Below are 12,731 nucleotides of genomic sequence, written 5' to 3'. Positions count from 1 at the left end.
GGGAGCCCAAAATTGTCGGACCCCCTTGGCAAGATCTCGGTCATGGAAACTGCCACCGCCACAGCCCTGGTCATCGGACTGCTGCTCGGTGCCCTGCTGGGCGCCGCAGCGTGCTGGTGGCTGCTGCGCTCCCGCCCCCCCGTGGCGAACGGGGACGACGTTCCGCGGCAGCGTGCCGAGGCCGAGGCCGCCCGACAGCGCGCGGAGGCCGAGGCCGGTCGGGCCCGCGACGAGGCCAGCCAGTCCCGCCTCGAGGCCACCTCGGCGCGTGAGGCGGCCGAACGTGCCCGTGCCGACACCGCCGAGCTCCGGGCCGAGCTGGCGGGTGCCCGCACCGAGACCGCTCAGGCGATGGCCGACCGTTCGGACGTGAGCGCGACGCTGGCCGGCGTCCGTGCCTCGTTGTCCGAGGCGACGCGGCGGGCCGATGACGCCGAGCAGCGAGCCCGGACCATCGCCGAGGACCGGGAGGCGCTGGCGAAGGAGTTCAAGGTGCTGTCGGCGGCGACGCTGGAGTCACAGGGCAAGCAGGCGGAGCGGAGCGCCGACCAGCGGCTGAAGGCCACCGAGCAGTTGATGGCACCGGTCACCGAGAGCCTGCGCCAGCTCCAGGAACGGCTGACCGCGGTCGAGAAGGAGCGCGCCTCGCTCGCGACCGACCTGCGCAACCAGGTGCGGACCGTCCAGTCCACCGGCGAGCACCTGCGGCGCGAGACACATGCCCTGGTGACGGCGCTGCGCAAGCCGCAGATCCGCGGCAACTGGGGCGAGATGCAGCTGAAGAACGCCGCCGAGTTGGCCAACATGCGGCAACACTGCGACTTCGACCTGCAGCACACCACGACCACCACCGGCGGTACGGGGATCCGCCCCGACATGCGGGTCAACCTCAGCGACGGCAAGTACGTCTTCGTCGACTCCAAGGTGCCGCTGGAGAGCTTCCTCGATGCCCACGACACCGACGACGAGGACCGGCGCGAGGCTGCCCTGCAGCGGTACGGGAAGGTGGTCAAGGGCCACGTCGACCAGTTGTCCGGCAAGCAGTACTGGGCGGTCGACGACCACACCCCCGAGTTCGTGATCATGTTCCTGCCGAGTGAGGCGCTGGCCGCCGAGGCGCTCAGCCGGATGCCCGACCTGCACGAGTACGCCGCCCGCAAGGGCATCGTGATCGCGTCGCCGTCGACCCTGATCGCCATGTTGCGCACCGTCGCCCACAGCTGGAAGCAGGCCGCCCTGGCCCAGAACGCCAAGGAGGTCGCCGATCTGGGACGCGAGCTGTACCAGCGGCTCGGCACGATGGGCGGTCACTTCGACAAGCTCGGCCGTGCCCTGCAGACCTCGGTGAAGGCCTACAACTCCACCCTCGGATCACTCGAGAGCCGGGTGTTCGTCACGGCCCGCCGGTTCAATGACCTCGACGTCACCTCCGAGGAGCTCCCGTCGCCCGACCAGGTCGAGCACGCCCCCCGCCAGGTGACCGCCTCCGAACTGGTGGACGACGCCGTACAGGCCACCCCGATGATCGGGCGCGAGCGGGCTGCCGACACCGAGCAGCCGACGGCCGAGGTCACGGCTGATCCGGAGTTGCCGGAACGCCACGAGCTGACCCGGGGTGAGCCCGACCTGTTCGACCTCACCGACGCCGAGCAACCGCGTCAGCTGCGTCGTCGCAGCAGCTGATCAGTCGGCGAAGGCCGCCGCCAGGGCAGCCCTGCTGTGCAGGGCCGTGGTGGCGAACAGCGGGACGTCGACGTCGTCGGAGTTGATCAACAGTTCCAGCTCGGTGCAGCCGAGGACGACCCCGCGGGCACCTTGGGCACGCAACGACTCGATCACCGTGACGATGGACGCCCTGGCCTCGTCGGTGAAGCGGCCGTGGACGAGCTCGTCGTAGATGATCGAGTTGACCAGCTCGCGGTCGGCGGCATGGGGCACCAAGGTGGAGACCCCGCGAGCGGCGAGGCCGTGGGAGTAGAACGGATCTCCCATCGTGTAACGGGTTCCGAGCAGGCCGATGGTCGGGATGCCACGTTCCAGGGCGGCGTCGGCGACCACGTCGACGACGTGCAGCAGCGGGACCGACACCGCCGCCTCGACCTCGGGTGCCACCCGGTGCATCGTGTTGGCGCCGATCATGATCAACTCTGCGCCGGCCGCCTCGAGGTCCCGCGCCGCGTCGGCCAGTACCGTCGCGGCACCTGGCCAGTCCCCCGCCTGCTGCATCGCCACGATCGGCGCGAAGTCGATCGACCGGAGCACCAGGTCGACGCTGTGGTGGCCCCCGACACGTTCCCGGACACCCTCGTTGAGCAGCCGGTAGTACAGCGCCGTGCTCTCCCAGCTCATCCCACCGATCAGGCCGATGCGTCGCGACTGGGCCGACGTCGACCGTGGCCGCTCGTCAGTCACCGCTGGCATTCCTGCGAAGGTCCTTGCGGAGTTCGGGCGGCAACGCGAAGACGAGGTTCTCCTCGGTCAACCGCTCCTCCGTGGCGACCGGGAAGCCGCGGTCCACCAAGTGGTCGAGCACCCCCTGCACCAGGTCGTCGGGCACCGATGCGCCGCTGGTGATGCCGACGTGCTCGACCCCTTCCAGCCATCCGTCGTCGATCTCGCTCGCGTTGTCGACCCGGTACGACGCCTTCGCGCCGGCGTCCAGCGCCACCTCGACCAACCGCACCGAGTTCGACGAGTTGGCCGAACCGACGACGATCACCAGATCGGAGTGGGCGGCGATCTGCTTCACCGCCGACTGCCGGTTGGAGGTGGCGTAGCAGATGTCGTCGCTGGGCGGGTCCTGCAACAACGGGAACCGTTCCCGGAGGCGCCGGACGATCTGCATCGTCTCGTCCACGCTCAACGTGGTCTGGCTCAGCCAGGAGACTCGGGTCGGGTCCTTGACCTCGACGGTGTCGGCATCCGCCGGCGACTGGACCAAGGTGATGTGCTCGGGGGCCTCCCCCGAGGTGCCCTCGACCTCCTCGTGGCCGGCGTGCCCGATCAGCAGGATCTCGCGATCCTCCTTGGCGAACCGGCGCGCCTCGTGGTGCACCTTGGTCACCAACGGACAGGTGGCGTCGATGGTCTTGAGCCGGCGATCGGTGGCCTGGTCGCGGACCATCGGCGACACCCCGTGCGCGGAGAACACGACCGTCGCACCCTCGGGCACCTCGTCGAGCTCCTCGACGAAGATCGCGCCCCGCTCGGCCAAGGTCTCCACGACGTGCTTGTTGTGCACGATCTGCTTCCGCACGTACACCGGCGGACCGTACCGGTCGAGCGCCTTCTCCACGGTGATCACGGCGCGGTCCACGCCCGCGCAGTATCCGCGGGGGGCGGCCACCACCACCTGCTTCTCCCCCGGCCGTGCCGGCATCGGGAGGTCAACGGTCGCCCCGGTCGGGGTCATCGGCGCCGGGGACGCGGTGTGCAGGGCGTCGCCGGGTCGGGTCAACTGGCCGTCAGTCATGCCGCCCAGTCTAGGAGGACCGTTCTGCGGCTCCCTCGGCCGCCGACGCGGCTCCCGCGCGCCGGGTGGATTCCGCAGATCGACCGGTCAACAAGATCTGGCGAGCCAGTCCACGCCTGTGTCACGCATCACCCACCGATCGACCGGTCGGTTTGCGGAATCCGGGCCGGGCAGCGACACCGCGAGCGCGAGATCGCTCGTCTCAGGCCGACCGGACGGCCCGGATCCAGAAACGCAGCTTGGTGAGCCGCACGGGCTTCCCGATCGCCGGGCCCCGCTCGTGCAGGGTCAGCAGGGCGTCGCGGTACCGGTCGACGGAGAAGTCGTCCGGGACGTCCCACGGCACCAGTTGCAGATAGGCCACCAGCGCGGCGACGTCGACGAACTCGTACCAACCGGAGTCCTGGCCGCTGGCGACGATCTCCAGGCCGGCTTCGCCCAATGCGGTACAGCACCGCTCAAGGGTGACGTGCGGATTGTCCGGTTGCTTACCGGTCAGGGCATGAAGTTCGCCGACCTCGAGCCCGCCGACCTGCTGCGTCACGAAAGTGCCACCCGGCGCCAGCACGCGGGCCACCTCGGCGGCGCCGAAGGCTTCGTGCCGGTTGAGCACGAGGTCGAACCGGCCGTCGGGGAAGGGCATCGGCTGTCCGGAGTCGGGATCGTGCTCGACGACCTCGATGCCGTACGGCTGCAGCGCAGCCCGGGCGACCGGAACGTTCGGTCGCCACCCCTCGGTCGCGACGGTGTCGTCGGGCAGGTCATCGGCGAAGCTCCGCAGGTACTCACCGCCACCGGTGCCCATGTCGAGCACCCGGCTCGCCCGGCCGAGCAACTCCCGGTACATCGCGTCGAGGTCCCAGGGCAGCGGGGTCCCCGTCATCCGGCCGCCCAGGCTGGAGAAGTCCCACCCCTCGGGCTGCCCGCCCTCCTCGGCACGCCAGGCGGCGAGGAGTTCGTCGGTCATGAGGCGTGGGACTCCACCGCACCGACGTCGACCAGGTGGTGTGCGAGGTCGTGCAGCCCGTAGCGCGTCAGGGTGAGCACGGTGAACTGTGCCCCGTTCCCCCGCAGCCCGGGACGCTCCCACTTGGCGCCCTGGACCTCGCGCAGTTGCTTCGCCCAGGCCGTGGCGGCCTGTCCGATCCCGGTCCCGACGGCCGTCGGGTCCTGGTGCAGGTACCGGCCCTGCACCGCCGCCTCGTCCTGGTCCCAGTTGGCGAAGGTCGGGGCCTCGTGCTCCAACATCAAGGTGGTGCGTTCGCTGAACACGAGGCACACGTCGCGGACGTGACACGCGTACTCCAGGGCCGACCAGACCTCCGGCGCCGGGCGGACGGCGACGTCATCGCGGCCGAGCACATCGGCCCACGGTGCGGTGAGTGCGGTGATCATGCCAGGGGCCTGCTCCACGGTCACCCGGGAGGCGTCGAAACCGCACTGCGGGCAGGTCCGTTCCACCACCCAGGTCCAGTCCTTGTCGTCGGGCGGTGGTGGCGCGTACTCGCTCATGCCACCCAATCTAGGACACTTCGCAGCGACGCTGAGGACTGGCCTGACCGACCGCAGGTCCTACGCTGAGCGGGTGCGCACCATCCGCGAGGTCCTGCTGCTGACGGCCGCGACCGGCCGACTGTGGCTGCGCGGTCTGGGGCCGTTGGTCGCCTGGTTCTGTGTCGGGTGGGCGCTGCGCCAACTCGGCACGTACGGCTCGGCCGCCCTCGGCGGCACCCGGCCGTGGCTGTCGATCCTGGTCTTCGTGGTCGGAGTGGTGTGCTACGTGATCAGCCTGGTGCTCATGATCAACTCCCTGGAACCACGACTGGCGGTGCTGCCCCGGGTGGAACGTCGACAGGCGGCCGGGGCCACCCCGGCCGGACTGCTGGTCGTACCGGACTCGGTGTTTGAGCTTTCGTCGGCGCGCACCGTGCTGGTGACCGCGATCGGCCCCTTCCTCGCGGTGTACGCGCTGTGGGGCCTGGTCGACGACGAGGTCCGCGAACTGTTCACCGTCAACGTGATCCGGCACTCGCTGTTCGGTACCGCGGAGTGGTCGATCAACATGCAGAACTGGCAGACGTACGCGGTGATGGCCGTGATCGCCTGGTTGCTCCGGGTCGCCTGCAGTGCGGCAGCCCGACGCTTCGACCTCAGCTGGCTCAGCCCGGTCGCCATGGTCGCCGACGGCGTCTTCGTGTTCACCTCGTTCCTCGGCCTGACCCGGATCGTCTCCGACGCCACCGACTGGCTGCACACCCGGACGGCGTGGGTCGAGACCATGCAGCTGTGGCGTGGCCTCATCGAGTTGCTGCCCGAGGTGACATTCCCGTACGGGCTCACCCTGCCCGACCTGGTGCAGGCCGCCGCCCATCGGTTCTGGGTGGACGTGGTGCCCGGCTTCGCCCAACTGGTGCTGTTGCCGCTGATGTGGTTGGCGCTGACGGCGCTGGTGTTCGGCTGGCGCGACTTCGAGCGATCGGTGGTGGGGACCCGGGCCGAAGGGGCTGCCCGGACGTTGACGCGGCTGCCGGCACCGCTGCGCCGATTCACCTGGCTGGCCACCGGCGACCTGCGCGACAAGTACATCCCGGTGTTCCGGTCGCTGCAGTTGGTGTGGTTGGCCGGGCCACGCTTCCTGGGGGCCTTCCTGGTGGTGTCGGCGGTGGTCACCGCGCTGCAGCGGCTGGTCGAGACCGGACTGCTCCAGCTCCGGGGGCCCGTGCCGCTGGCCGAGGCGCTGCTCACCACGCCGACGATCGACCTGGTCCAGGGCCTGCTCGGCACCACGGTGGCGATGGCGCTGTACGGCGCCGCCTTCGACCGCTGCATCGGCTCGGTCACCGGCACCGATCCCGACGGCACCACCACCGACACCCCCACCACCGACACCCCCACCGCCACGCCCACAGCTGAGGCCCCCACGACCACACCAGGTGCGTCCTCAGCGTCGGATCTGCGCCCAGGCCCCTTCCTGTCCGACGCGTAACGCCAGGTGCGGTACGGCGTCGGCGGGCACCTGGAAACCGGCGGCCATCTCGGTCACCCGCTCGGTCGGGGACTCACCCAGACAGCTGTATCCCTCGGGCGCGGCAACCGAGTACCGGAAGGGATCGGTGTCGCGCCAGGTGCGTACCACCGTGTCGTCCCGCAGGTCGACCAGTTCGACGTCGCAGTAGCTGGTGGTCGGATCCAGCGGGCCGTGGTCGGTCCGCAGCACGACCAGCACCAGCACCGCACCGGGCATCGCGGTGACCGGTTCCTCGTCGGCCTCGGCCGCCGGGAACCGGGTCGCGGCCTCGAACGAGGTCACCGTGAACGTACGCTCGCCCACCCGGACCGGCTCGCCGACCACCCCGGACGTGACCGTCCCGTCGCCGGGCGTTCGGCTGCGGAAGTCGCTGTAGCCCGTGCCGACGGCGACCGCGACCGCCAACAGCACGGCCAGCGCGACACCCACCAACCGCCGCCGGGGCCGGGCCGACCTCATGGTGTCACCGCCCGGTGGCACGGTTCGACCCGTCGACGCGGTTCGACCGGTACGTCATCGGCCAGACCGAGGTCGACCTCGACCACCCGGGTGAACACGACGATCCCGCTGACCTGGGAGGGGGCCAGTTCCAACCGGGCACCCGAGACCGAGTCCGACGGCACCTGGAACAACTCGGTACAGGTGTCGGTGAACCCGGCCGGTGTCCGGGACTGGTGGGAGTCACCGAAGTCCGTCCGCCGCAGGTACTCCTTGCCGTCGACGAGCGCCGAGATCCGGCCGAGCGAGAAGTCGGTGTCACTGGACGCCAGCTGCCAGGTGACCACCAGCCATGTCGTGCCCGGCGTGGCGCTGATCGTGGTGTCGCCGTCGGTCACCGCGTCGGCCACCCCGACGTCGGTCACCCGGGCCGCGTAGTGCGCCTGCTCGGTCCACACGTCGCGGTCGACACGGGAGGCCACCGTGGTCCGGGTGGGGTCGAACTCCGGTACGGCCACCGCCAGCACGGCCACCACCACCAGGCAGCAGAGCAGTCCCCCCAGCTGGCGAGCCGTGCCCGGGCGCGCTGCCGGCCGGGACGTCCCCCGGCGCTGCCCGGTCGGCGACGCCGGCTCACCCACCGGTCCGCCGATCGGCGAGTGGGAGGTCGACGTGGGCGACCGCGGCACCCACCTGCCAGTCCTCGGACAGCAGCCCGGCGTCCCATCGGACGTCGTGGATCACGACGCGGACGGTAGCCGGTGCCGGCGGGTGCTGGTCGTCGGCGTACGCGAGCTCGGCCAACACCGACTCGGTGACGTCGGGATCGAAGGCGTACTCGCGGTCCGGGTCGGCACTGCGCCACTGCAGTTCCTCCTCCACCGGGGCCGGGTCGACCACCACACGGATCAGTCCGTGCGGGACGAACCTGACGGTTGCCTCTCCCCGGTGGGTCACGTCGAGGTGCACCCGCACGGTGTCGGCGGTGTCGTAGGAACCGTCCGGGCTGACGTCGGTCAGCTCGGCGGAGTGCACCACCAGTCGCCACTCACCCACCTCGACCGACCGGCCGGCCTCGACCCGACGGCCGGTGTCGGACGCGGGAGTGAAACCGCCGGTCACCGCCACCATCAGCAACAGCAGGCCGATCACTGCAGCCGTGATCAGCCACGGCGTCGCCGCCTGTCTGATCCCCCGCCACGCCTGCTCGGTCTCCACCCACGCCACGATAGCGAGCTCATCCTGTCGGTGACTGCTCCTAAGCTGACCCGCATGCCCCTCGAATCGAGCCCGGAGTCACCGCAGCCGCTGCGGCGCGTCGCCCAAGGCGTCGAGCGGTGGGTCGACCGCCTGGGTCGGATCTGGGTGGAGGCGCAGCTGATCCAGGTCAACCGCCGATCGGGCAGCAACACGATCTTCCTGACTCTGCGCGACAAGCTGGGCGAGGTGTCGGTGTCGGTGATCTGCACCCCGCAGACACTCGACGCAGCCGGGCCGCCGCCGGAGGGTGCCACCGTGGTGGCGAACCTGAAGCCCCACTACTACATGCGTTCGGGCCGGTTGTCCTTCCACTGTGACGAGCTGCGGACCGCGGGGGAAGGGATGCTGCTGGCCCGGCTGGAGCAGACCAAGCGGTTGCTGCAGGCCGAAGGACTGTTCGATCCCCGCCGCAAGCAACGGTTGCCGTTCCTGCCCGAGGTGATCGGTCTGGCCACCGCGGCCGGTAGTGCGGCCGAACGCGACGTCGTGCACAACGTCACCCGGCGCTGGCCGGGCGCGACGATCCGGACCGAGCACGCGCTGGTGCAGGGGCCGCAGTCGGTGGAGCAGTTGATCTCCGCCGTCGGCCGACTCGACGGGGACCCGCAGGTCCAGGTGATCATCATCGCCCGGGGTGGCGGCTCGCTGGAGGACCTGTTGCCGTTCTCCGACGAGGCGCTGGTGCGGGCCGTGTTCGCCTGTCGGACGCCGGTGGTCAGCGCGATCGGTCACGAGGTCGACTCGCCGATCCTCGACCTGGTGGCCGACGTCCGCGCCTCCACCCCGACCGACGCCGCGAAGCACGTCGTCCCGGAGGCGGGACAGGAGTTGCGCGTGATCGGCGAGGCGCGGGAGCGGTTGCGCCGGGCGATCAGGTCCGGGCTGCGCCGGGAGGCCGACGCCCTGGCCGGGTTGCGGTCCCGGCCGGTGCTGGCGGCGCCCACGACCACCGTCGCGATCCACGCCGACCAGGTTGATCAACTTCGTGAACGGGCCCGCCGGACCGTCCGCCGGGTCGTGTCGAACGACGAGACCGCACTGACGCACCTGCTGGCCCGGGTCCGGGCAGTCTCACCGCAGGCCACCCTCGAGCGCGGCTACGCCCTGGTGCTGGGCGCCGACGGCCACGCGGTGTCCTCGGTCGACCAGGTCTCCCCCGGTGACGACCTGCTGATCCACGTGGCCGACGGCCAGGTGACCGCCGGAGTCCACACCACCCGTACGGCAGCGATCGGAGAGCACGATGACTGAGACCACCACCCCCGACACCGGCGACAAGGACGAGCAGCTGTCGTACGAGCAGGCGCGCGAGGAGCTCGTCGAGATCGTGCGCAAGCTCGAGAGTGGCGCACCGCTCGAGGAGTCCATGGCGCTGTGGGAACGCGGCGAGCGCCTGGCCGCGCTGTGCCAGGCACGGCTCGACCGCGCCCGCGAACGGATCGAGGCGCGGACCGCCGCGGACGCCGACGCGCCGGAGGACTGACATCGTCCCGACGCGTCGGAGGACTGACATCGCTGCGACGCGTCGGACCGTCGCGTCGTTCAGTCCTTGAGGAGCGCGCTCAACTGGCTGTCGAGGTTGTTCAGGCGTCGATCGATGCGCTCCATCGCCTTGTCGAACGCACCCAGCCGCGCATCGGCGTCGACGTCGTCGCCGTCCCCGCCCTGCAGTGCAGCCTCGGCGGCGACGACGAAGGCCAGGCCCAGCTCCTCGAGCACCACCTCGTCGGCCCGGACGACCACCGACGTGACCTCACCCTCAGTACCCACGACGACGGTGACCAGCCCGTCCGGACTGGTGCTCACCACGTCGCCCTGTCGCGGCCGAGGGGCCTGCTCGTGGCCGATCCCGTGTTCGTCGGTGGCGGGCCGGGTGTCCAGCAGCGGCGCCAGCGTGGCGTCGGCAGCGAGTCGCTCGGTCACGGCCGCGACCACCTGTCGCCGAGCATCCTCCAAGGCTGCGGCGAGAAGGTGCCCGGCCTGTTCGGAGCCGACGGTGATCAGCGCCGGGGTGAGTCTCACCGACACGCCCATCACGCCGTTCACCTCGACCGTCACGGTTTGGTCCTCGTCCCGACCGACACCGGACAACCGGCCCAGTTCGGCGGCCTTGTCCGTCACCCCGGGGACGAGTCCGGCCTCCTCGACGGTCAGCGGCTCACGGCTCGGGCCGAACGACACCGGAACGGCGTCGGCGGGTGCGACGGCCTGGTCCGGATCGGGCGGCCCCTCAGGGCCGCTGTCCCGGTGACCTTCATGATCAGTCGTCGTACCATGATCAGCCCCACCGTCATGATCAGCCGTTGCTCCATGATCAGCCCCACCGTCATGGTCAGCCCCACCGTCATGATCAGGCGTTGCTTCATGATCACCATCACCCTCATGATCAGCGCCACTCCACGGATTGGTGGGGTCCCAGTCGTCGGTGCTCACTTCGCATCCTCCTCGAACAGTCGGCTGTTCTTGATCGGGCTCTTGGCCTGACCGGTCGTCGACGACCCACTGCCCGGTGCCCCACCTGGCCCGACCGGCGGCGGGATCATGTGCCCACCACCCGCGGCCGCGGCGCCCGAGCCGATCCGCGGCTCGACCGAGCCGATGCCCGACACAGCGGACGAGACGTGACTGGGCGTCGACACGGGACGCGGCGCATGGCCGTCAGTGCGCACCCCACCGATGCTGCCGGAACCACTGCTGCTGCCACCCCCACCGGCCGATCCGCTGAAGGAGTCGCCACGCGGCACCGACACCGAGCCGACCGAACCCAGGTTCACGTTCGATCCGGCCGTCGACACACCGGTGGACCGCCCACCGGCTGCGCCCCCGGGGGCATCGGGTCGAGCGGCCCCGGGCCCGCCGTCCACGTCCGGCTGTGCCCCGGCCGCCACGGTGCCACCGCCGGACGGGGAGCCACCGCCCGACAGCGAGCCCTCCCGGACCGACGAGGACGTGGCGGCGGAGCCTTCCTCACCGAGACGTTCGGACGCGGGCGCGTACTCGTACGTCGGCTGGTACTCGTAGGTCGGCCCGTGATCCCGGTTCGGTGTGAAGGAGCTGATGGACTCGGCGGGCGTGTCCGGTGTTCCCGCACCGAAGTCGGCAGGGTCGACGTCGGCACGATCGGTGGGCACGCGGAACGCGGGATACGAACCGCCGGCCCCGATCGTTCGGGTGCCGCCGTTCTCCTTGTGGTCCTGCCAGGTGCCACGGGACAGGCCGTCGGCCCGATCCCCGAGGGGCTTGAGCTTGTCGACCACCTCCTTCACCTTGCGCAGGATCGCCTCGATCTTGGTGAGCACCTCGCGGTACCTGGCGATCAGGGCCATCAGCCGGTGCAGCAGCTTCGCCAGCTTCTGCAGCATCCCGCCGACCTTGCCGACCACCTGGGCGACCTTGGTCACGACCTGGGCGACCTTGCCGATCGAGGTCGCCAACCAGGCGGCGATCGAGCTGCCGAGGGAGAAGGTGGAGGCGGCGAGTGCCTTCATCAGGGTGGAGATCAACATCTTGACCAGCTCGGTCACCAGATCCCAGATGACCTCGGCCGCCTCGGTGGCGATCTCGGCCGCTGCGACCAGGATCTCCTCGGTCTGCCCGACGAAGCCGCCCACCTTGTCGATCACGTCGACCGAGGAGGCCATGGTGGTGCGGAAGGCGCCTGCGGCCGGTCCCTGCCATGCCGGCAGTCCGTCGGTTGCGGTCCGCAGCCGGGTCGCGACGGTGCTGACCTCCTGACCGAGAGTTCGGTACTGCTGCCCGGTCTCGACCAGTTTCTCCGGGTCGCCACAGACCCATTCCAATGCGAAGTTGAACCAGCTCCTGGCCGGACCCAATGCGGCACCGACGAGGTCCGGCATCCCGGCGAAGGCGCCCTGCTCGAGGTCGTAGGTGCCGCTGGTCGTGCTCGCGGTCGTGGTCATCGGGTCCCCTGTTCGGTGCCGGGCCGGGTGGGCGACATGAACTCGACCAGTTCCCCGACGGCTGCGATGTTGCGCTGTTCGACGCCGCGGTAGGCCGCGGCGGTTTCCCCGCCCCTGTTGGATGCTGCGTCGAGTACGGACCGGCCGTCCGCGAACGCTTCGGTGCCCTGCTTCACGTGGTTGCTGTAGGCGTCGTACACCTTGCCCGAGATCCCGGGGAGTCGTCCGAAGACGCCGGAGTCGAGCTCGAGGCCGACGAAGGTCTGTACGTGACGGTCCATGGTCTGCCGGAGCCTGCCCAGTTCTGCGACGAAGGTGTCGATCTCGGCGGGGTCGACCTCGAAGGTCCAGTCCGGTGATTGTGATTGCATAACAAGACGTTACCCGTCGGGCGGGCCACTTCTCGGGCCCCGCGAGGCGCTCTCACGATGACGAACTGGTAACGTCCGCCGACCATGATCAACTCTGCAGTCGCTCGAGACGTCTCGACGAGCTCGACGAGCGTTTCCCCACGGTCGCCATCCGAATTGATCATGGGCAAAGGCTTCCCCTGCGGCCCGATTCTCGGCAGAGTGAGGTCGGCAGTCCCGCCGAACACCCTGGGTGGGGCGCT

General features: G+C 70.2%; 15 protein-coding genes. 4 read left to right on the top strand and 11 right to left on the bottom strand.

Going from position 1 to position 12,731, the window contains the following annotated elements; translation table 11 throughout:
* The first annotated feature begins 42 nt into the window (after positions 1-42).
* The gene (locus ACQBAU_RS05085; RefSeq protein ID WP_465254953.1) at positions 43-1,683 is read left to right on the top strand and encodes a DNA recombination protein RmuC; all 1,641 of its coding nucleotides are present in this window, start codon (positions 43-45) and stop codon (positions 1,681-1,683) included.
* Here the strand turns inward: ACQBAU_RS05085 and ACQBAU_RS05080 are convergent, their stop codons facing one another.
* The 4 genes from ACQBAU_RS05080 to ACQBAU_RS05065 form a co-directional block, all read right to left on the bottom strand.
* Positions 1,684-2,412, bottom strand: coding sequence for an aspartate/glutamate racemase family protein (locus ACQBAU_RS05080; RefSeq protein ID WP_434549954.1), 729 nt, complete (start codon positions 2,410-2,412; stop codon positions 1,684-1,686).
* Positions 2,405-3,379 (bottom strand): 4-hydroxy-3-methylbut-2-enyl diphosphate reductase, encoded by a 975-nt coding sequence (locus ACQBAU_RS05075; protein WP_434549998.1) that lies wholly within the window; start codon positions 3,377-3,379, stop codon positions 2,405-2,407. Before ACQBAU_RS05075 ends, ACQBAU_RS05080 begins: the two co-directional genes overlap by 8 nt.
* A gap of 295 nt (positions 3,380-3,674) precedes the next feature.
* Positions 3,675-4,439: a class I SAM-dependent methyltransferase gene (locus tag ACQBAU_RS05070; RefSeq protein ID WP_465254954.1), complete on the bottom strand. Its 765-nt coding sequence runs from the start codon at positions 4,437-4,439 to the stop codon at positions 3,675-3,677.
* Positions 4,436-4,984, bottom strand: a complete 549-nt coding sequence (locus tag ACQBAU_RS05065) for a DinB family protein (protein ID WP_465254955.1) — start codon at positions 4,982-4,984, stop codon at positions 4,436-4,438. Before ACQBAU_RS05065 ends, ACQBAU_RS05070 begins: the two co-directional genes overlap by 4 nt.
* A 73-nt stretch (positions 4,985-5,057) precedes the next feature.
* On the opposite strand from ACQBAU_RS05065, the gene ACQBAU_RS05060 reads away from it, so the two are divergent.
* Entirely contained in the window at positions 5,058-6,458 is a 1,401-nt protein-coding gene (locus ACQBAU_RS05060; protein WP_465254956.1) for a hypothetical protein, read from the top strand.
* On the opposite strand, the gene ACQBAU_RS05055 is transcribed toward ACQBAU_RS05060, so the two are convergent.
* Genes ACQBAU_RS05055 through ACQBAU_RS05045 form a run of 3 tightly spaced genes read right to left on the bottom strand, consistent with a single transcriptional unit; the run spans position 6,414 to position 8,156 of the window.
* Positions 6,414-6,959, bottom strand: coding sequence for a hypothetical protein (locus ACQBAU_RS05055; protein WP_465254957.1), 546 nt, complete (start codon positions 6,957-6,959; stop codon positions 6,414-6,416). The two genes, ACQBAU_RS05060 and ACQBAU_RS05055, sit on opposite strands and share 45 nt — an antisense overlap.
* On the bottom strand, positions 6,956-7,579 hold the full coding sequence (locus tag ACQBAU_RS05050) for a hypothetical protein (protein WP_434549949.1): 624 nt from the start codon (positions 7,577-7,579) through the stop codon (positions 6,956-6,958). Before ACQBAU_RS05050 ends, ACQBAU_RS05055 begins: the two co-directional genes overlap by 4 nt.
* A complete protein-coding gene (locus ACQBAU_RS05045; RefSeq protein ID WP_465254958.1) occupies positions 7,572-8,156 on the bottom strand; it encodes a hypothetical protein in 585 nt (194 codons plus the stop codon). Before ACQBAU_RS05045 ends, ACQBAU_RS05050 begins: the two co-directional genes overlap by 8 nt.
* A gap of 54 nt (positions 8,157-8,210) precedes the next feature.
* Here ACQBAU_RS05045 and xseA point away from each other — a divergent pair, with 54 nt between their 5' ends.
* Both xseA and ACQBAU_RS05035 read left to right on the top strand, forming a co-directional pair.
* Positions 8,211-9,449, top strand: coding sequence for an exodeoxyribonuclease VII large subunit (xseA, locus tag ACQBAU_RS05040; protein WP_465254959.1), 1,239 nt, complete (start codon positions 8,211-8,213; stop codon positions 9,447-9,449).
* The gene (locus ACQBAU_RS05035) at positions 9,442-9,681 is read left to right on the top strand and encodes an exodeoxyribonuclease VII small subunit (protein ID WP_465254960.1); all 240 of its coding nucleotides are present in this window, start codon (positions 9,442-9,444) and stop codon (positions 9,679-9,681) included. Before xseA ends, ACQBAU_RS05035 begins: the two co-directional genes overlap by 8 nt.
* A gap of 59 nt (positions 9,682-9,740) precedes the next feature.
* Here ACQBAU_RS05035 and ACQBAU_RS05030 read toward each other — a convergent pair whose 3' ends face one another.
* Genes ACQBAU_RS05030 through ACQBAU_RS05015 form a run of 4 tightly spaced genes read right to left on the bottom strand, consistent with a single transcriptional unit; the run spans position 9,741 to position 12,489 of the window.
* Positions 9,741-10,379 (bottom strand): hypothetical protein, encoded by a 639-nt coding sequence (locus tag ACQBAU_RS05030; RefSeq protein ID WP_465259462.1) that lies wholly within the window; start codon positions 10,377-10,379, stop codon positions 9,741-9,743.
* Positions 10,349-10,582, bottom strand: a complete 234-nt coding sequence (locus tag ACQBAU_RS05025; protein ID WP_465259461.1) for a hypothetical protein — start codon at positions 10,580-10,582, stop codon at positions 10,349-10,351. The genes ACQBAU_RS05030 and ACQBAU_RS05025 overlap by 31 nt, the downstream gene beginning before the upstream one ends.
* 45 nt (positions 10,583-10,627) lie before the next feature.
* Positions 10,628-12,118 (bottom strand): WXG100 family type VII secretion target, encoded by a 1,491-nt coding sequence (locus ACQBAU_RS05020; protein WP_465254962.1) that lies wholly within the window; start codon positions 12,116-12,118, stop codon positions 10,628-10,630.
* Positions 12,115-12,489: a hypothetical protein gene (locus ACQBAU_RS05015; RefSeq protein ID WP_465254963.1), complete on the bottom strand. Its 375-nt coding sequence runs from the start codon at positions 12,487-12,489 to the stop codon at positions 12,115-12,117. The genes ACQBAU_RS05020 and ACQBAU_RS05015 overlap by 4 nt, the downstream gene beginning before the upstream one ends.
* Positions 12,490-12,731: the final 242 nt, after the last annotated feature.

This window comes from Carbonicoccus niuqiaonis, from assembly GCF_050157065.1.
Classification (GTDB): Bacteria; Actinomycetota; Actinomycetes; order Propionibacteriales; family Propionibacteriaceae; genus Avipropionibacterium.
The sequence above is the reverse complement of the archived record's forward strand: the minus strand, read 5'-3'. Positions and strand labels throughout refer to the sequence as shown.

What these genes read in the sequence shown, in the direction of transcription:
- ACQBAU_RS05070 (WP_465254954.1), bottom strand. Translation starts at nt 4,439, where the DNA reads ATGACCGACGAACTCCTCGCCGCCTGGCGTGCCGAGGAGGGCGGGCAG.
- ACQBAU_RS05065 (WP_465254955.1), bottom strand. Translation starts at nt 4,984, where the DNA reads ATGAGCGAGTACGCGCCACCACCGCCCGACGACAAGGACTGGACCTGG.
- ACQBAU_RS05020 (WP_465254962.1), bottom strand. Translation starts at nt 12,118, where the DNA reads ATGACCACGACCGCGAGCACGACCAGCGGCACCTACGACCTCGAGCAG.
- ACQBAU_RS05025 (WP_465259461.1), bottom strand. Translation starts at nt 10,582, where the DNA reads ATGAGGGTGATGGTGATCATGAAGCAACGCCTGATCATGACGGTGGGG.
- ACQBAU_RS05085 (WP_465254953.1), top strand. Translation starts at nt 43, where the DNA reads ATGGAAACTGCCACCGCCACAGCCCTGGTCATCGGACTGCTGCTCGGT.
- ACQBAU_RS05055 (WP_465254957.1), bottom strand. Translation starts at nt 6,959, where the DNA reads ATGAGGTCGGCCCGGCCCCGGCGGCGGTTGGTGGGTGTCGCGCTGGCC.
- ACQBAU_RS05075 (WP_434549998.1), bottom strand. Translation starts at nt 3,379, where the DNA reads ATGCCGGCACGGCCGGGGGAGAAGCAGGTGGTGGTGGCCGCCCCCCGC.
- xseA (WP_465254959.1), top strand. Translation starts at nt 8,211, where the DNA reads ATGCCCCTCGAATCGAGCCCGGAGTCACCGCAGCCGCTGCGGCGCGTC.
- ACQBAU_RS05015 (WP_465254963.1), bottom strand. Translation starts at nt 12,489, where the DNA reads ATGCAATCACAATCACCGGACTGGACCTTCGAGGTCGACCCCGCCGAG.
- ACQBAU_RS05035 (WP_465254960.1), top strand. Translation starts at nt 9,442, where the DNA reads ATGACTGAGACCACCACCCCCGACACCGGCGACAAGGACGAGCAGCTG.